Source organism: Aestuariivirga sp., from assembly GCF_020252405.1.
GTDB lineage: Bacteria > Pseudomonadota > Alphaproteobacteria > Rhizobiales > Aestuariivirgaceae > Aestuariivirga.
On sequence record NZ_JADCDA010000078.1, the window covers coordinates 16,711 to 34,033 of the forward strand.

General features: G+C 66.5%; 17 protein-coding genes. 14 read left to right on the plus strand and 3 right to left on the minus strand.

Annotation, left to right across the window (positions count from 1 at the left end; all coding sequences use genetic code 11):
• Window positions 1-6: 6 nt before the first annotated feature.
• Complete coding sequence (locus IOC69_RS11865; protein WP_290543767.1) at window positions 7-864, minus strand: LysR substrate-binding domain-containing protein; 858 nt, start codon at window positions 862-864, stop codon at window positions 7-9.
• Window positions 865-957: 93 nt separating this feature from the next.
• On the opposite strand from IOC69_RS11865, the gene IOC69_RS11870 reads away from it, so the two are divergent.
• The 3 genes from IOC69_RS11870 (at window position 958) to phnY (ending at window position 4,943) form a co-directional block, all read left to right on the plus strand.
• Window positions 958-2,118 carry a 2-aminoethylphosphonate--pyruvate transaminase gene (locus IOC69_RS11870; protein WP_290543768.1) on the plus strand — a complete coding sequence of 387 codons (1,161 nt, stop codon included), beginning with the start codon at window positions 958-960 and terminating at the stop codon, window positions 2,116-2,118.
• 123 nt (window positions 2,119-2,241) lie between these two features.
• Complete coding sequence (gene phnA, locus IOC69_RS11875; RefSeq protein ID WP_290543769.1) at window positions 2,242-3,480, plus strand: phosphonoacetate hydrolase; 1,239 nt, start codon at window positions 2,242-2,244, stop codon at window positions 3,478-3,480.
• Window positions 3,481-3,482: 2 nt separating this feature from the next.
• Complete coding sequence (gene phnY / locus IOC69_RS11880) at window positions 3,483-4,943, plus strand: phosphonoacetaldehyde dehydrogenase (RefSeq protein WP_290543770.1); 1,461 nt, start codon at window positions 3,483-3,485, stop codon at window positions 4,941-4,943.
• 115 nt (window positions 4,944-5,058) lie between these two features.
• Here phnY and IOC69_RS11885 read toward each other — a convergent pair whose 3' ends face one another.
• Entirely contained in the window at window positions 5,059-6,399 is a 1,341-nt protein-coding gene (locus IOC69_RS11885) for an aspartate aminotransferase family protein (protein ID WP_290543771.1), read from the minus strand.
• Window positions 6,400-6,472: 73 nt separating this feature from the next.
• On the opposite strand from IOC69_RS11885, the gene IOC69_RS11890 reads away from it, so the two are divergent.
• The 3 genes from IOC69_RS11890 to IOC69_RS11900 are packed head-to-tail and all read left to right on the plus strand — an operon-like array spanning window position 6,473 to window position 8,879.
• Window positions 6,473-7,504 carry a histone deacetylase family protein gene (locus tag IOC69_RS11890; protein WP_290543772.1) on the plus strand — a complete coding sequence of 344 codons (1,032 nt, stop codon included), beginning with the start codon at window positions 6,473-6,475 and terminating at the stop codon, window positions 7,502-7,504.
• Window positions 7,501-7,974, plus strand: a complete 474-nt coding sequence (locus IOC69_RS11895; RefSeq protein ID WP_290543773.1) for a GNAT family N-acetyltransferase — start codon at window positions 7,501-7,503, stop codon at window positions 7,972-7,974. The genes IOC69_RS11890 and IOC69_RS11895 overlap by 4 nt, the downstream gene beginning before the upstream one ends.
• The gene (locus tag IOC69_RS11900) at window positions 7,971-8,879 is read left to right on the plus strand and encodes an NAD(P)-dependent oxidoreductase (protein WP_290543774.1); all 909 of its coding nucleotides are present in this window, start codon (window positions 7,971-7,973) and stop codon (window positions 8,877-8,879) included. The genes IOC69_RS11895 and IOC69_RS11900 overlap by 4 nt, the downstream gene beginning before the upstream one ends.
• Here IOC69_RS11900 and IOC69_RS11905 read toward each other — a convergent pair.
• Window positions 8,871-9,836, minus strand: coding sequence for a threonine dehydratase (locus IOC69_RS11905; RefSeq protein WP_290543775.1), 966 nt, complete (start codon window positions 9,834-9,836; stop codon window positions 8,871-8,873). The two genes, IOC69_RS11900 and IOC69_RS11905, sit on opposite strands and share 9 nt — an antisense overlap.
• Window positions 9,837-9,936: 100 nt before the next feature.
• On the opposite strand from IOC69_RS11905, the gene fabD reads away from it, so the two are divergent.
• The 8 genes from fabD to IOC69_RS11945 all read left to right on the plus strand — a co-directional run bounded on the left by fabD (window position 9,937) and on the right by IOC69_RS11945 (window position 17,246).
• Entirely contained in the window at window positions 9,937-10,884 is a 948-nt protein-coding gene (gene fabD / locus IOC69_RS11910) for an ACP S-malonyltransferase (RefSeq protein WP_290543776.1), read from the plus strand.
• A 5-nt stretch (window positions 10,885-10,889) separates the two neighbouring features.
• Window positions 10,890-11,630 (plus strand): 3-oxoacyl-[acyl-carrier-protein] reductase, encoded by a 741-nt coding sequence (gene fabG / locus IOC69_RS11915; protein ID WP_290543777.1) that lies wholly within the window; start codon window positions 10,890-10,892, stop codon window positions 11,628-11,630.
• A gap of 179 nt (window positions 11,631-11,809) precedes the next feature.
• The gene (locus IOC69_RS11920; protein ID WP_290543778.1) at window positions 11,810-12,409 is read left to right on the plus strand and encodes a superoxide dismutase; all 600 of its coding nucleotides are present in this window, start codon (window positions 11,810-11,812) and stop codon (window positions 12,407-12,409) included.
• Window positions 12,410-12,478: 69 nt separating this feature from the next.
• Entirely contained in the window at window positions 12,479-13,525 is a 1,047-nt protein-coding gene (locus IOC69_RS11925) for a dipeptidase (RefSeq protein ID WP_290543807.1), read from the plus strand.
• Window positions 13,526-13,575: 50 nt separating this feature from the next.
• Window positions 13,576-14,856 (plus strand): 3,4-dihydroxy-2-butanone-4-phosphate synthase, encoded by a 1,281-nt coding sequence (ribB, locus tag IOC69_RS11930; protein WP_290543779.1) that lies wholly within the window; start codon window positions 13,576-13,578, stop codon window positions 14,854-14,856.
• Between the two features lie 28 nt (window positions 14,857-14,884).
• Complete coding sequence (locus tag IOC69_RS11935) at window positions 14,885-15,337, plus strand: RimK/LysX family protein (protein ID WP_290543780.1); 453 nt, start codon at window positions 14,885-14,887, stop codon at window positions 15,335-15,337.
• Window positions 15,334-16,239: a 30S ribosomal protein S6--L-glutamate ligase gene (gene rimK / locus IOC69_RS11940; protein WP_290543781.1), complete on the plus strand. Its 906-nt coding sequence runs from the start codon at window positions 15,334-15,336 to the stop codon at window positions 16,237-16,239. The genes IOC69_RS11935 and rimK overlap by 4 nt, the downstream gene beginning before the upstream one ends.
• Complete coding sequence (locus IOC69_RS11945) at window positions 16,236-17,246, plus strand: succinylglutamate desuccinylase/aspartoacylase family protein (RefSeq protein WP_290543782.1); 1,011 nt, start codon at window positions 16,236-16,238, stop codon at window positions 17,244-17,246. Before rimK ends, IOC69_RS11945 begins: the two co-directional genes overlap by 4 nt.
• Window positions 17,247-17,323: the final 77 nt, after the last annotated feature.

The window sequence follows — 17,323 nt, forward strand, 5'->3', positions numbered from 1 at the left end:
CGGCGCTCAAGATGGTTCGGCCGTGAAGAAGGAGCGGATGACGTGGAGCGAGCTGCGCGATTTTAGGCAGATCATCCACTCCTCCATCTCCGTCGTCCAGTCCGGAATGGCGAGCGCCGCCAGCCGCCCGTCGGGCACGAGTTCGCCTTGCGACATGATGGCAAGCCCCAGCCCCTGTGCCGCGGCCTCGCGCGCGGCCTCGCGGCTTTCGATCTCGATCGCGCCGGACAGCGCCAGCCCGCGCCTGCGCGCCTCCTCCAGCAGCAGGCTGCGCGTCATGGAGCCTTCCTCGCGCAGGATGAGCGGCAGCTTCACAAGCTGCGCGAAGGGCATCTCCCTCAGCTTCGCCAGCCGCGAGGAACGCTGCACCACCGCCACCAGCCGGTCGCTCCTGAGTTTCTTCGCCAGGAACCCCGGTTCCGCCGGCCGCCCGGCGGTGATGGCGATGTCGATGGAAAAATCCTCGAGCCGCCTGACCAGCTGCGCGGAGTTTCCCGTCACCAGCCGCACCGAGAGCCTGGGGTGCCTCAACCGGAAGCGGGCAAGTTCCGGCAGGATGTGCACGGCGGCATCCGCCCCGATGGTCAGCTGGCCTTCCTCCAGGGTCTTGCCGCGGGAGAGGAGTTCGAGCGCCTGCGCCTCCGCCTCGAACTGGCGCTCGGCGATGGCGAAGAGCTTGCGCCCCATGCCGGTCAGCGCCACGCCGGAGGGCGCGCGGGTGAAGAGCTGCACGCCATAGGTCTCCTCCAGCTTTCGCACATGGTCGGACACGGCCGGCTGGGTGAGGCCCAGGGCCTCCGCCGCGCGGGAAAATCCGCCGTGCACGGCAACGGCGTGGAAGGCCTTCAGCTGGGCGTGTCGCATATCAGTCACACTTATGTGGCACATAAGAACATACGATTTGACTGATAGGGGTCAAGCGCCCATTTTCCGGTTCGCATCCGGGAGGTCACCGACATGGACAAGCAGCCCCACCGCTTTGCCGGCCCGCCCGGCCAGGAAGACATGCCCTATCTCCTGACGCCTGGCCCCCTCACCACCTCGCGCGGCGTGAAGGCGGCGATGCTGGCCGACTGGGGCTCGCGCGATGTCGAGTTCCGCCGCCTGGTCTCGGATATCCGCAAGGGCCTGCTCGGCCTCGCCGGCTGCAACGACTCTTATGAATGCGTCATCATGCAGGGCTCGGGCACCTTCGCCATCGAGGCTGCCCTCGGCGCCTTCTGCCCCAAAGCCGGGACGAGGACGCTGGTCGTCGCCAATGGCGCCTATGGCGACCGCGCCGCCGCCATTCTCTCGCACCTCGGCCGCCCGGTGGTGACGATCGACAAGGGCGACAGCGCCGCGCCCAGCGCCGATGAGGTGGGCGCGGCGCTCGACGCCGACGCGTCGATCAGCCACGTGTGGATCGTCCACTGCGAAACGACCTCGGGGATCGTCAACCCGATCGAGGAGATCGCGCGGGAGGCGAAGGCGCGCGGCAAGTTCTGCATGGTCGATGCCATGTCGTCCTTCGGCGCCATCGCGCTCAACATGGGCGCGGGCATGGACGTGATGGTGTCGTCCTCCAATAAGTGCATCGAGGGCGTGCCTGGCTTCTCCTATGTGCTGGCCAGGCGCGACATGCTCCAGGCCTCCAGGGGCATGAGCCATTCGGTCGTGCTCGATCTCCACGAACAGTGGAAGGGGCTGGAGACCAACGGCCAGTTCCGCTTCACGCCGCCCACCCATGCGCTCGCCGCCTTCCACCAGGCGATGAAGGAACACGCCGCCGAAGGCGGTGTTCCGGCGCGCGGCGCCCGCTACCGGAGGAATGCGCGGATTCTCATCGAGGGCATGCGCGGCATGGGATTCTCGACGCTGCTGCCCGACGACCAGGCGGGTCCCATCATCCAGACCTTCCTCACGCCCCGCGACATGAACTTCCATTTCGAGACTTTCTACGAGGAGCTCCGCCGCCGCGGCTTCGCCATCTACCCCGGCAAGCTGACAAAGCGTCCGTCCTTCCGCATCGGCACCATCGGCAAGGTGGACGAGACGGTGATGATGAATGTCCTGTCGGCGATCAAGGAGGTGCTGGCCAACATGAAGGTCACCGACCTGGCGCCGATTGAAGCGTGACTGTCTCTTGTCGTCATCCCGGCGAAAGCCGGGAACCAGCTTTCCGCTGGGACGACGCCCGAAGCTGGGCCCCGGCTTTCGCCGGGGCGACGCCAAATGAGAAAAGAAGTGGACTCGACACGCATGAAAACCGTCACCGTCAATGGCCGCAGCTACAACTGGCCCTCCGCCCCGCTCGTCGTCATCTGCTGCGACGGCTCCGAGCCCGCCTATATGGAAATCGCCATGGAACGGGGGCTGATGCCGAATCTCAGGCGCATCATCGCCAGGGGCGAGAACCGCCGCGGCCTCTCGGTGATCCCGAGCTTCACCAACCCGAACAACCTGTCCATCGTCACCGGCCGCCCGCCGGAGGTGCACGGCATCTGCGGCAACTATCTCATCGACCCGGCCACCGGCCTGGAAACGATGATGAACGACCCCAAATGGCTGCGCGCACCCACGATTTTCGAGGCCTTCCAGAAGGCCGGTGCGAAGATCGCCGTGGTGACGGCAAAGGACAAGCTGCGCCTGCTCCTCGGCAAGGGCCTCGTCTTCGACGGCACGGCCGTCGCCTTCTCCTCGGAAAAGGCCGGCGAGGCGAACCTCAGGGACAACGGCATCGAAGACGCCTGCTCCCTCGCCGGAATGGGGGTGCCCGATGTCTATTCCGCCGAGCTCTCGGAATTCGTCTTCGCCGCCGGCGTCCAGCTGCTTCGCCGAATGAAGCCGGACCTGATGTATCTCTCCACCACCGATTATGTGCAGCACAAATATGCGCCGGGCTCGGAGGGGGCGAACCGCTTCTATGCAATGATGGACAAATACCTGGGCGAACTCGATGCGGGCGGCGCCATCATCGTCATCGTCGCCGACCACGGCATGAAGGACAAGCACCTGGGCAACGGCGAGCCGGACGTGCTCTATCTTCAGGACGTGCTCGATGCGAAGTTCGGCGCCGGGATGACAAAGGTCATCCTGCCGATCACCGATCCCTATGTGGTCCACCACGGCGCGCTCGGCAGTTTCGCCACCGTCTATGCCCATGGCCCGGACGTGAGCGGGATCATGGCTGCCATCGCCCTTCAGCCCGGCATCGACGCCGTGCTCGACCGGCAAACCGCCTGCGCCCGCTTCGGGCTTCCCGAGGACCGCATGGGCGACGTCATCGTCATCTCCGGCGGCCCCACGGGCTCCAAGGTCATCGGCACGTCGCGCGGCAAGCATGATCTTTCGGGGCTGACCGAGCCGCTGCGCTCCCATGGCGGCCTCACCGAGCAGGAGATCCCCGTCATCGCCAACCGCAGGTTCAGGAATGCGCCGGAGCAGCTGCGCAATTTCGATGCCTTTGCGCTGGGCTGCAATCATCTCGTGGAGGCCTGAACATGAACATCGCCGCAGCAAAGCGCCCGGTCATCAGGGAAATGATGCGTATCGGCGGCAGACATGTCGATGCCGAGGGCGTTATTCCCGTTCATTATCCGTATACGAATGAAATCATCGGCACCGTGCCCGCGGGCACGGCCGGTCATGCCGCGAAGGCCTTCGAAATCGCCCGCAACCACAAGCCGAAGCTCACCCGCTACGAGCGCCAGCAAATCCTGTTCCGCACGGCGGAGCTCATCAGGTCGAGAGCGGACCAGCTCTCGGACCTCATCACGCTGGAACTTGGCCTTTCCAAGAAGGATTCGCTCTACGAGGTGGGCCGCGCCTGTGACGTCTATTCGCTGGCGGGTCAGCTCTGCATCCTCGACGATGGCCAGATCTTCTCCTGCGATGTCACGCCTCAGGGCAAGCCGCGCAAGATCTTCACCAAGCGCGAGCCGGTGGGCGTCATCTCCGCCATCACACCCTTCAACCATCCGCTCAACATGGTCTCCCACAAGGTGGCGCCCGCCATTGCCACCAACAATTGCGTGGTGGCCAAGCCCACGGAGCTGACGCCGCTCACCTGCATCGCGCTGGCGGACATCCTCTACGAGGCCGGCCTGCCGCCCGAGATGTTCCAGGTCGTCACGGGCTGGCCCGGCGACATCGGCGACGAGATGGTGACGAACGCCAACATCGGCATCATCACCTTCACCGGCGGGGTGCGCGTCGGCAAGATCATCGCCGCCAAGGCGGGCTACAGGCGCGCCGCGCTGGAACTCGGCGGCAACGACCCGCTGATCGTCCTCGACGATCTCTCCGATCAGGACCTCGACAGGGCGGCGGAACTCGCCGCCGCCGGCGCCACGCGCAACTCGGGCCAGCGCTGCACGGCGGTGAAGCGTATCCTGGTGCAGGAGCGCGTGGCCGACAGCTTCGTCGAGAAGGTGTTGGCCAGGGCCAGGGCCATCAAGTTCGGCGACCCGATGGACCCCGCCACCGACCTCGGCACCGTGGTGCACGAACTGGCGGCCAAGACCTTCGAGGACCGCGTCCACAAGGCCGCCGAGCAGGGGGCGAAGATCCTCTACAACCCCGGCCGCCAGGGCGCGCTGCTGCCGCCCATCACGCTCGATTTCGTGCCGCATCAGTCCGAGCTCGTCTTCGAGGAAACCTTCGGACCCATCGTGCCCATCGTGCGCGTGCCGAATGATGATGCGGAGGTGATCAGGATCTCCAACTCCACGCCATTCGGGCTCTCATCGGGTGTCTGCACCAACAGTCTTTCGCGCATCACGAAATTCGTCGACGGGCTGGACGTCGGCACGGTGAACATCTGGGAGGCGCCGGGTTACCGCATCGAGATGTCGCCCTTCGGCGGCATCAAGGACTCCGGCAACGGCGTGAAGGAAGGCGTCATGGAGGCCATGAAGTTCTTCACCAATGTGAAGACGTGGTCGCTCCCCTGGCCGCAGTGACCGCGGGCCGGAAGCGGCATGCCGCCGTCAGCCTATTGCCCCCTCGCGGCGGCCAGCCGCCCCGCCGCCCTCCGTTCATGAAGGGGAAGCCGGTGAAGCTGGTGAAGACCCGGCCTCAGGCCACTCCTTCCGCCCTCAGCACCTGGCGCACCGAGGCTGCGGTCTTCTCCACGATCTCGGCCAGTTCGGCATCCGTCGCATTGTAGGGTGGGGCGAGGATCACCACGTCGCCGTTGACGCCGTCAACGTTGCCGCCCACCGGATAGCAGATCAGCCCATTGTCGAAGGCCTGCTGGCGGATTTTCATGAACAGCCTCTTCCCGGCGTCGAAGGGCTTCCTGGTCTTGCGGTCCGCCACCAGCTCGATCGCCTGGAAAAACCCCCGCCCGCGAATGTCGCCCACCGCCTCCATGTCCTTCGTCGCGTCCGCCAGCATGGCGCGGAACTGCGGGGCCCTGGCCTTCACGCGCTCGACCAGCTTTTCGCGTTCGACGATCTTCTGCACGGCGACGCCCGCAGCACAGCAGGCGGTGTGGGCGGTGAAGGTGTGGCCGGTCATCGGTGCGCCATGGAGCCCATGGATCGCATCCGCCACCTTGTCATTGTAGATCGCGGCGCCCAGCGGCAGGTAGCCGGCGGCAAGGCCCTTGGCGACCGACATGATGTCGGGCTCCACGCCATCCTGCTCCAGCGCGCGCCAGGAACCGGTGCGGCCCGCGCCGCACATCACCTCGTCGGAGATCAGGATGACGCCGTACTTGTCGCAGATCTCGCGCACGCGCTTCGCGTAACCCCCGGGTGCCGGCACGCAGCCGCCGGCGGCGCCCACCACGGGCTCGAAGATGAAGGCGCAGACCGTGCCGGGGCCGACGCGCAGGATCTCGTCTTCAAGTTCCCTGGCGCAGGCCTCGCCCACGGTCCCGGCATCAGCACCGGCAACCGGGCGATAGGCATTGGCGGGCGAGAGATGCGAGACGTCGAGCAGCGAGCCCTCGAAGGCGCGCTTCCTCTCGAGGAAGCCCGAGACCGAAAGCGCGCCCAGCGTATTTCCGTGCCAGGAACGCTCGCGGGCGATGAAGCGGCGGCGGCTCATGTCGCCGCGCGCCGCGTGATATTGCAGTGCGAGCTTGAGGCAGGATTCGACGGCCTCGGAGCCCCCCGTGACATAGACCATGTTGTTCAGCGTGCCGCCGCAGCGGGCGCGAATGATCCCGGTCAGCTCCTCCAGCGCATCGGAGGAGAAGTTGTAACGATAGCCATGGGCGATGCGGTCGAGCTGGCTGGCGATTGCGGCATTCACCTCCTCGTTGGAGTGGCCGATGCAGTAGACGGCGGGGCCGCCGGAGCCGTCGATATATTGCTTGCCGTCCACGTCATAAACATAGGCGCCCCTGGCCCAGGCGACTTTCGGCAGGTCACCGGTGGAGTGGATATGCTTGGGGAGTGCGGAGGACATGGTGGCCAAGCCTTGCTTTGCTGTGAATGCTCGCCCAAAATCCTAGCAGCAAAACAGAGGCCTCGGCAAACCGGTGATCACCGTCTTCGACGACACGCAACGCTCCCATGCACCGCGCGAATTCATCGTCGCGGGCAAGCCCCAGCCGATACCGGAGCGTCCCCAGCGCATCGACATGCTGATGGAAGGCGTGCGCCGCCTGGGCGGACCGGTTGTGCCGCCGCCCGAAATCTCCGGCGACACCATCGCACTCGTCCATGACCGCCGCTACATCCAGTTCCTCTCCACCGTCTGGGAGCGCTGGCAGCGCCTCGCCGACGCGGCGGAAACGCCCGCCGCCAATGTGTTCGCGCTCGGCCGCCCCGGCTTGCCGCCGGCGCATTACCCGGACAGCGTGGTGGGCCAGTGCGGCTGGCACCTGGGAGACGGCTCCGCGCCCATCACGGCGCAGACCTGGGCGGCGGCGCGGGCCAGTGCGGCGACAGCCGCGCATGGCGCGAAACTGGTGCTCGAAGGCGAGCGCATCGCCTATGCGCTGTGCCGCCCGCCGGGCCACCATGCCGCAGCCGACGTGGCGGCGGGCTTCTGCTACCTCAACAACGCGGCCCTGGCCGCGGCTCTGTTTGCCGGGGCCGGCAGGCGCACGGCGGTGCTCGACATCGACGTCCACCACGGCAATGGCACGGAGGCGATATTCTATGACCGCGCCGACGTGCTCACCATATCGCTCCACGTCCACCCCGGGCGCTTCTACCCGTTCTTCTGGGGCTATGCGGAGGAGACGGGGCGCGATGCGGGCGAAGGCTTCAACCTCAACCTGCCGATGGAGCGCGGCACGACGATCAGGCCCTATCTCGCCTCGCTCGAAGCGGCCCTGCAGCGCATTGCCGGTTTCGGCGCGGAGGTCGTTGTGGTTGCCGCGGGTCTCGACATCGCGGTCGACGATCCTTTCCGGGGCTTCGCCATCCAGACGGCGGAGTTCGCCGAGATCGGCCGTCACATCGGGATGCTGCAACTCCCCATGCTGGTGGTGCAGGAGGGTGGCTATCCCTCGCCCAATCTCGGCCTCAACCTCGAACAGCTGCTGAGGGGACTCTCCGCATGAGTCTTGCCGTGCGGCCGATGCACGCGGATGAGGCGGACGCCGTGGCTGGCATGGTGCGCGGCCTCGCGGAGCACATCGGCTCGGATTTCGTGCCCGCGCTGACCGGCGAAAAGCTGCGCAAGGCGTCCGATCTCATTGACGTGGTTGTCGCCGAAGACGGCGGCCGCCTGATCGGCGCCTGCCTCGGCCTCATGACCTTCTCCACCTGGCGCGGCGCGCCGGGGCTCTATGTCGTCGATCTCTTCGTGCTGCCGGAGGCGCGCGGGCGCAATGCCGGGCTCGACCTGCTGCGCTGCTCCGCGCGGCGCTTTGCCGCGCGCGGAGCGCGTTTCGTCAAGCTTGAGGTGGACGAATCCAACAGCGGAGCCGGGCGCTTCTATGCCCGGCTCGGTTTCAACAAGAAGGCGGAAGACAGGCTCCACATTCTGGAGCAGGATAAGTTCATGGAATTTGTGGGAGGGCAGTCATGACCATCAAGCGCGTCGGCCTTATCGGCGCCGGCCTCATGGGCCACGGTATCGGCAAGAACATTCTGGAGAAGGGCTACGGGCTCACCGTGATGGCGCACCGGAACCGCGCGCCCATCGACGATCTCGTGGCCAGGGGCGCGCATGAGCGCAACAATCCCCTCGCGGTGGCGAAGGAGTCGGACCTCGTGATCCTCTGCGTCACCGGCACGCCGCAGGTGGAGCACATCGTGCATGGCGAATATGGGCTGATCAATGCCGTCCGCCCCGGCCTCGTCATCGCCGACTGCTCGACGGCGGAGCCGGAGTCGACCAAGCGCCTCGCCGCCGATGTGGAGGCCAAAGGCGGCCATTTCGTTGACACGCCGATGACGCGCACTCCGAAGGAGGCCGAGGCCGGCAAGCTGGGGCTGATGACCGGCGGCCCGCAGGAGGTTATGGCGAGGATCCGCCCGGTGCTGGACTGTTTTGCCGACACCATCGTCCATGCCGGCCCCGTGGGCTCGGCGCACCAGCTGAAACTCATCAATAATTTCCTGTCGATCTGCCATGCGGCGGTGGCGGCGGAGGCGATCACGGTTGCCGCCAAGGCGGGCGTTGACATGCAGGCGCTCAAGGACATCGTCATGTCGGGGGGCGCCAATTCGGTGATGTTCGGCCGCCTCATCAACGTGCCGCTGGCCGATGACGACAGCCATGCCAGGTTCGCCATCCGCAACGCGAGGAAGGACCTGCGCTACTACACCAACATGACGGAGGAGCTGCCCGTCGCCTCCTTCCTCGCCGAGACGGCGCACCAGATCACCGTGATGGCCGACAACATGGGCTATGGGGAGCGCTTCATCCCCCGCCTCATCGATGTGCTGATGAAGGTGAACGGTGTGAAGAAGCAGTCGGCGTCAGGGTGAGGGCGTCCTGCCCTCCAGCACTTCGGCAAACTTCGGCATGTCGATGTTGCCGCCGGAAAGGATGACGCTCACGCGCTGGCCCCTCATCCTGTCGCGCTCCTGCATCAACGCGGCGAGCGGCGCGGCGCCCGCGCCTTCGGCGATGGTGTGGCAGCAGCGGAAATAGAGCCGCACCGCTTCCGCGATCTCCTCGTCGCTCACCGTGACGATGCGGTCGGCACCCTTCTTGATGCGCGCGAAGGCCTCCCCGTTGACGACGCGCACGGCCATGCCGTCAGCGAAGGTCGAAGCCGTGTTGGTGGAGACGGGCGTGCCCGCCGCGAAGGACAGGGCCACCGCATTGGCGCCTTCCGCCACCACGCCGATCACCCGGGTCCTGAGACCCAGCATGTCGCGCGCCGCGATGGTGCCGACGATGCCGGAGCCCATGCCGATGGGAACGTAGACGGCGTCGAGTTCGCCTGCCGCGCGGAACAGCTCATGGGCATAGGTGGTCACGCCCATGACGAGCTCCTTGCCGAAGGAGGGGATGAAGTCGAGGCCGCGTTCCCTGGCGATCTCCATCGCCGTCTCGCGCGCCGCGTCGAAGTCGTGGCCGGTCTCGATCAGTTCGGCGCCGAGCGCGCGCATGGCGGCGTTCTTCTCGGGCGAGTTGCCGACGGGGCAGACGATGGTGGAGCGGATGCCGGCGCGGGCCGCGGCGAAGGGGATGGACTGGCCATGGTTGCCGCGCGTGGCGGTGATGACGCCACCGAGCTCGCCGCGGTCTTTCCGCATCATCATGTGGACGAGGCCGCCGCGCAGCTTGAAGGCGCCGGTGGGCGTGTGGTTCTCATGCTTCACCCAGGTTTCGCAGCCGGTGGCCTCCTTCAGCAGGGGCCAGGCATATTGCGGGGTGGGCGGCATGGCGGAATAAACGATCCGGCTGGCCTGTTCGAGCTCGTCGGCGGTGTACATGGGACGAGTAAGGCCGATCCGCCCGCGGCGGTCAACCTTGACTCGGACCCCGCCGCATGTTTCGTGCGCCTGAAATGCAGGAATCACCCGAGGTTTCAGGATGACAACGGCCTTCATCTTCCCCGGCCAGGGCAGCCAGGCGGTCGGCATGGGCAAGAGCCTTGCCGAAACTTTCGCCTCCGCCCGCGCCGTTTTCGGGGAGGTCGATGCGGCGCTGGGCCAGAATCTTTCGGCGCTGATGTGGGAAGGCCCGGATGCCGAGCTGACGCTGACCGAGAACGCCCAGCCGGCGCTGATGGCGGTGTCCATGGCGGCGATCCGCGTGCTTGAGTCCGAGTACGGCATCACGGTTGCGAACACAGCGAGGTTTGTGGCGGGGCATTCGCTGGGCGAATATTCCGCGCTGGCTGCCGCGGGCGCCTTCACGCTGGCTGATGCGGCGCGCCTCCTCCGGATTCGCGGCCAGGCGATGCAGAGTGCAACCCCCCTCGGCACCGGCGCCATGGCGGCGTTGCTGGATCTCGACTTCGCCACTGCCGCCGCGGCCGCAGCCGAGGCCGCGCAGGGCGACGTGTGCCAGGCGGCCAATGACAACAGCGACGGGCAGGTCGTCGTCTCCGGTTCCAGGGCCGCCGTCGAACGCTGTGCCGAGATCGCCAGGGCGAAGGGTGCCAAGCGCGCCGTGATGCTGGCCGTCTCCGCCCCCTTCCACTGCGCGCTGATGCAGCCCGCGGCGGATGTGATGGCGCAGGCATTGTCGAGCGTTGCGATGAAAGCCCCTGTTGCGCCGGTGGTGGCCAATGCCGGCGCAGCGCCGCTGACCGAGCCTGCCGCGATCCGGGAGAGTCTCGTCGCCCAGGTCACCGGAACCGTGCGCTGGCGCGAGTGCGTTGCCTACATGGTGGCCCACGGGGTCACCCGCTTCTACGAGATCGGCGCGGGCAAGGTGCTGACGGGCCTGTCGAAGAAGAACGCGCCCGAGGCCACGGCCTTCGCCGTCAACACGCCCGAAGACATCGCCGCGGCGGCGGCCCAGATCAAAGGATAAGCGCCATGTTCGATTTGACCGGAAAGACCGCCGTCGTCACCGGCGCCACGGGCGGCATCGGCGCGGCCATCGCAAGGGCGCTGCACAAGGCGGGCGCCGCCGTCGCCATCTCCGGCACGCGCGCGGCTGTGCTGGAAGAGCTGAAGGCGGAGCTCGGCGGCGGCCGCGTGGTCGTGCTGCCGTGCGACCTGTCCGATGCCGCCGCGGTGGAGAAGCTCGTGCCGGAGGCCGAAGCCGCGATGGGCCCGCTTGACATTCTCGTCAACAATGCCGGCATCACCAGGGACGGGCTTGCGATGCGCATGAAGGATGAGGACTGGTCCGCGGTGATCGACGTGAACCTTACCGCTTCCTTCCGCCTCGCCCGCGCCGCGATGCGCGGCATGATGCGGAAGCGCTGGGGCCGCATCGTCAACATCACCTCGGTGGTGGGCGTGACCGGCAATCCGGGCCAGGCCAATTACGTGGCCTCCAAGGCCGGCGTCATCGGTCTCACCAAGTCGCTGGCGCAGGAACTCGCGGCGCGCAACGTCACCGTCAATGCGGTGGCGCCGGGCTTCATCGCCACGCCGATGACGGATGTGCTGAACGACAGGCAGAAGGAAGCGATCCTCGGCCGCGTGCCGGCGGGCAGGCTGGGCACGCCGGATGACGTTGCCGCGGCGGTGCTCTATCTCGCGTCCAACGAGGCGGGCTACGTGACCGGTCAGACGCTGCACGTCAATGGCGGCATGGCGATGATCTGAGGCGTAACGTCTCCCTCCGGGCCCCCGCCAGGGCCCAAATGTCAAGTCCGATGCAAGGCAAAAACAACAATTGCGGCGTTCGGCGCATGCCTGGACGTTGTCAGGCTGTTGGCGGTGTTCCTTGCGCGTCCAGTCTGCACGGACTAGATAGGTCCGACAGCTTTCATGGAGGAACGACAATGGCTCTCGAACTGCCCGCCCTGCCCTATGCCTATGATGCACTTGGCCCCTATATGTCCAGGGAGACTCTCGAGTATCATCATGACAAGCACCACATGGCCTATGTGACCAATGGCAACAACGCGCTGAAGGACAGCCCGCTCGCCTCAAAGTCCGTCGAGGAGATCTGCAAGACCGCCTTCGCCGAGAAGAACGCCCCCCTCATCAATAATGTCGGCCAGCACTACAACCACGTCCACTTCTGGAACTGGATGAAGCCCAATGGCGGCGGCAAGAAGATTCCGGCCAGGCTGCAGGCCGCGATCGATGCGGACCTTGGCGGCTATGACAAGATGCGCACCGACTTCATCCAGGCCGGCGTGACGCAGTTCGGTTCCGGCTGGGCCTGGATCGCCAGGAAGGACGGCAAGCTCGCCATCATGAAGACGCCGAATGGCGAGAACCCGCTGATGCACGGCGCCTCGCCCATCCTCGGCGTTGACGTGTGGGAGCACAGCTACTACATCGACTATCGCAACCTCCGCCCCAAATATCTCGAGGCCTTTGTCGATAACCTCGTCAACTGGGACTATGTCGACGAGATGTTCTCCGGGGCGTGACCGCCCGCCGGACAAGAAACGCAATGAACGGCCGGGTTTTGCCCGGCTGTTTGCCTGACGGGGGATGAGATCTTGGTTGCAGTCTTCGATGGCCACAACGACGTGCTGCTCCGCCTGTGGAGCAAGAAGCAGGGCGACCCCGTCGCTGACTTTCTGAATGGCGACAATCAGGGCCATCTCGACCTGCCCCGCATGATCAGGGGCGGTTTCCAGGGCGGCTTCTTCGCCATTTTCGCGCCGAGCCCCGATGACGCGTCACTCGTCGACGACGAGGACATGAACCCGCCGCCCGCCAACCACGTGGGCCAGGCGGGCGCGCTCAACGCCACCATCGGCATGGCCTCGATCCTCCACCGCATCGAAGAACGCTCCGGGGGCCGCTTCAAGCTGTGCCGCACCGCCGCGGAGATTCGCGATGCAGTGGCCCAGGGCAAGATCGCCGCGATATTCCATATCGAGGGTGCGGAGGCGATAGACCCGGACCTGAAGTCGCTCGACGTGCTGCACATGGCAGGCCTGCGCTCTCTCGGCCTGGTGTGGAGCCGCAACAATGCCTTCGGCGAGGGCGTGCCCTTCCGCTTCCCCTCCTCGCCCGACACCGGCTCTGGCCTCACCGGGGCCGGCAAGGCGCTGGTGCGGCGCTGCAACGAACTCAAGATCATGCTCGACGTCTCGCACCTCAACGAGAAGGGTTTCTGGGACGTGGCGCGCCACTCCACCGCCCCCATCGTCGCCACCCACTCCAACGCGCACGCGCTGTGCCAATCCTCACGCAACCTGACCGACGACCAGTTGAAGATCATCGGCCAGACAGGCGGCATGGTGGGGCTGAACTTCGCCAATGGCTTCCTGCGCGCCGATGGCCGCTGGCAGAGCGAGAACGGGCTGGACACCATGCTCCGCCACCTCGACCACATGATGAAGCTGGCGGGCGAGGACCATGTGGGGCTGGGCTCCGACTTCGACGGCGCCCGCATCCCCTCCCAGATCGGCGACGTGACGGGCCTCCCCCGGCTGGTCGAAGCCATGGCCGCGCATGGTTATGGCGCGGACCTCAGCCGCAAGCTGTGCTCCGGAAACTGGATGCGGGTGCTGGAACGCAGCTGGGGCGAATAAGCCGCAGAGGGGCTTTGCACAGAACTATTAGCGGTGCTAATAGCACCCTCATGAAGCTTTCCGAGTGGCTCATTAATAGCGGTATGTCGCAATCCGAACTGGCGCGGCGGCTGGGGGTCACCCAGGGCCGGGTCTCGCAGCTCGTGGCGGGGGCGCAGCCCTCCCTTGATCTCGCCAACAAGATTGCCGCCGCCACGGGCAACAAGGTGCGCGCGCAGGATTTTGGAGACCAGACCATGCCGAACCAACACAAGCCCGACCCTGTCGAGGACGCGATCAAGGCGATTGCCGCGGGCGAGATGGTGGTCGTCATCGACGACGACGACCGCGAAAACGAGGGCGACCTGATCGCCGCGGCCGCCAAGATCACGGCTGAGCAGATGGCCTTCATGGTGCGCCACACCTCCGGCATCGTGTGCACGCCGATCACCGCCGAGGACGCCAGGCGCCTGAAGCTCGACCCCATGGTGGCGCTGAACGATGCGCCCATGGGCACCGCCTTCACCGTGACGATCGACTACAAGGAGGGCCTCACCACCGGCATCTCGGCCAGGGAACGTGCCGCGACCTGCCATGCGCTGGCCAACCGCAATGTGGTGGCGGATGATTTCGTGCGTCCCGGCCACATCTTCCCGCTGGTCGCCAAGTCCGGCGGGGTGCTGATGCGCTCGGGCCACACGGAAGCGGCCGTGGACCTCGTGAAGCTCGCCGGCCTCCACCCCGCCGGCGTCATCTGCGAGCTCGTCAATGATGACGGCTCGGTGAAGCGCGGGCAGCAGGTCATGGCCTTCGCGCGCGAGCATGGCTTCAAGATCATCTCGGTCGCCGACCTCATCGCCTATCGCCAGCGCCTGGAGCGCCTGGTCGAGCAGACCGCGCAGTTCGACGTCGAGACAGTGATCGGCAAGGCCAGGGGTTATTCCTTCGTCACCCCCTTCGACCAGGTGGCACAACTGGCGCTGGTGTTCGGCGATGTCTCGCCGGGCAAGGCGGTACCGGTGCGTCTCCACCGCGAGAACGTGCTGGAAGACGTGTTCGGCACGCGCGGCACGCTCAACAAGGTGTTCGAGGTGTTCAGGCGCGAGGGTTCGGGCATTCTGGTCTACCTGCAGGAAGGGGCCGCCGGCGTTCCGGCAGGCCAGCTGGCGGGTGCGGAGAAGACCGGCAGCGCCGCCCGGCGCCAGCAGTCGTGGCGTGACGTGGGCCTCGGCGCGCAAATCCTGCGCGACCTCAACGTCAGCTCCATCCGCCTCGTCTCCTCCTCCAACCGCCACTATGTCGGCCTTTCAGGCTTCGGCATCGTGATCGCCGAAACGATCAAGCTCGACTAAAGCCGCGCGCCCGGCCTAAACTGGACTCATGCGGACGGCGCGAACCAGACAGCCGGGGGACGGCCAGCCGGTGATCATCGGCTGGCGCGAAAAGGTCAGCCTGCCGCAGCTGGGTGTGGGCGCCTTCTCCGCCAAGATCGACACCGGGGCGCGCCTGGCCGCGCTGCACGCCACCAACATCGAGCGCGACGACCATCACGTGAACTTCGTGCTGCCGCTGCCAAAGCGCCGCCACCGCTGCCGCCTGCCGCTCAAGGGCATGCGGCGCGTCAAAAGCTCCAACGGCCAGACCGAGACGCGCGCCGTGGTCGAGACCGATGTGAAGATCGGCAAGATCATGCTGCGCATCGACGTGACGCTGACTGACCGCACCGACATGGGCGTCGCCATGCTGCTGGGCCGCGGCTCCATCGGTCATGACTTCCTCGTGCACCCGGCGAAGACCAACCTGCTTTCGGCGAAGAAACGCAAGACGCCATGAAGATCGCGCTGCTGACAAGAAACCAGAAACTCTATTCCCACCGGCGCCTGATCGAGACGGCGGCCAGGCGCGGACACGAGATGGTGCCGGTCGACTATCTCAAATGCTATATGAACATCACGTCCAGGAAGCCGGAGCTGCGCTTTCAGGGCGAGAAGCTCGAGGGCTTCGACGCGGTGATCCCGCGCATCGGCGCGTCGCACACCTTCTATGGCATGGCCGTGCTGCGCCAGTTCGAGATGATGGGCGTCTATCCGCTGAATGAATCGGTGGCCATCGGCCGCTCGCGCGACAAGCTGCGCTCGCTGCAATTGCTGGCGCGTGACGGCGTGGGGCTTCCCGTCACCGCCTTCGCGCATGACTCCAAGCGCACCGATGACCTGCTGGACATCGTCGGCGGCGCCCCCGTCGTCATCAAGCTGCTGGAGGGCACGCAGGGCATCGGCGTGGTGCTGAGCGAAACGCACAAGTCGGCAAAGTCGGTGGTTGAGGCCTTCCACGGCGCCAATGTGGCCATCCTTGTGCAGGAATTCATCAAGGAGGCGGAGGGCAGCGACATCCGCGCCTTCATCGTGGGCCGCTCGCTGGTGGCGGCCATGGAGCGCAAGGGCGCGAAGGGCGACTTCCGCTCCAACCTGCACCGCGGCGGCACCGCCAGCATGATCGAACTCACGCCGCTGGAGAAAGCCACGGCGCTGAAGGCGGCGCGCTCGATGGGCCTCAACGTGGCGGGCGTCGACATGCTGCGCTCTTCGCATGGGCCGGTGGTGATCGAGGTCAATTCCTCGCCCGGCCTCGAGGGCATCGAGACGGCGACGGGCGTGGACGTGGCCAGCACCATCATCCGTTTCGTCGAGCGCCATGCCAAACCCGGCCACACGCGCACGCGGGGCAAGGGATGAGCAGCTTTATCCTTGGCGAGGCCAGCGTCGGGCCGGGCCAGCGCGCCACGGTGAACCTGCCGGTCAGCACGCTGTCGAACCACACCCACGTGATGCTGCCCGTCCACGTGGTGCATGGCGAGGAGCCGGGGCCCGCCATGTTCCTCTCGGGCGCCATCCACGGCGACGAGATCCAGGGTGTGGAGATCATCCGCCGCATCCTGAACCATCCCGCGCTGCAAGGCCTCCGCGGCACGCTGCTGGCCGTGCCGATCGTCAACAGCTTCGGCTTCCTCAACCACACCCGCTACATGCCGGACCGGCGCGACCTGAACCGCTGCTTTCCCGGCACCGACCGCGGCTCGCTGGCGAGTCTCGTGGCCGACATCTTCTTCCGCGAAGTGGTGCTGAAGAGCCAGTATGGCGTCGATTTCCACACCGCGGCGTTGCACCGCTCCAACCTGCCGCAGGTGCGCCTCGCACCCGACGAGCCAGAACTGCTGAGACTGGCGCAGGCCTTCGCGCCGCCGGTGATCCTGATCTCCAGGCTGCGCGAGGGCTCGCTTCGCCTGTCCGCCCGCGGGGCCGGCGTGAAGGTGCTGCTCTATGAAGGCGGCGAGGCGTTGCGCTTCGACGAGCCCGCCATCGACGCCGCGGTGCGCGGCACGCTGCGCGTGATGGCGCATCTCGGCATGGTGGAGCCACACCCGCGGCCGGTGGGCCAAACAGTGTTGTCGGATGCAAGTTCGTGGGTGCGCGCGCCCGAAAGCGGCATCCTGCACACCACGCGGCGCACCGGCGACCGCGTGGGCAAGGGCGAGGTGGTGGGCGTGGTGGCGGATCCATGGGGCCAGTCATCCCTGCCGCTGTTCGCCGAATGGGACGGCATCATCGTGGGCCGCACCAACCTGCCGCTGGTGAACCGCGGCGACGCCGTGTTCCACATCGCCAGGGCCACGCCGCTGGCGGCAATTCGTCAGCACCCGGATGAAGCGGCGGCGCTGGCGGACGAGGATGAGATCATCTGAGGGGAAGGACTGCCCCTGACCGCCGTCACGTCCGCACCGCGCCACATCTCACCTTCGCCGGGCATGACCCGGCGAGG